The organism is Methylophaga sp. UBA4204 (assembly GCF_002379485.1).
Lineage (GTDB): Bacteria > Pseudomonadota > Gammaproteobacteria > Nitrosococcales > Methylophagaceae > Methylophaga.
Genome location: NZ_DFTU01000047.1, coordinates 29,459 through 29,857, shown reverse-complemented (window position 1 = coordinate 29,857; position 399 = coordinate 29,459). Strand labels below are relative to the sequence as shown.

1 protein-coding gene is annotated in these 399 nt (G+C 48.4%); it reads right to left on the bottom strand.

What is annotated here, in order from left to right; all coding sequences use genetic code 11:
* The coding region (locus B3182_RS06510) for a hypothetical protein (protein ID WP_414683339.1) at positions 1–399 on the bottom strand (399 nt) is incomplete at both ends.

Below are 399 nucleotides of genomic sequence, written 5' to 3'. Positions count from 1 at the left end.
CCTGAAAACCAGTAAAAACCACCGCCACTGAACAGGCCGGCAACTGCGGTAACCGTCACCAGCGTCATCGCCAGTGTAAACAGAGCAGTCCAGTTAAATTGGTATTTGGATTGAAACCAGCGACCTGCCAGCCACAAACTTCCATATGCAGGCAGTAAAAAGCCATAAGATGGCGAAACACAGAAATTACTGGCGCCGCCTATGTATACCGACATCAAATCCAGCACAACAGCCAGACCTAAAAAAGCCGGAAACCACAATTTTGAGGCCAGATAAAATCCGGCGAGCATAAATACTGCCCAGGAGGCGCTGGGTAAAACGTTGATATCGGCGAAATGATGACCACGAGTCATCACCATTAATAAGACAAGAAGTGCAGCCACGATCAGTTGCTGACGT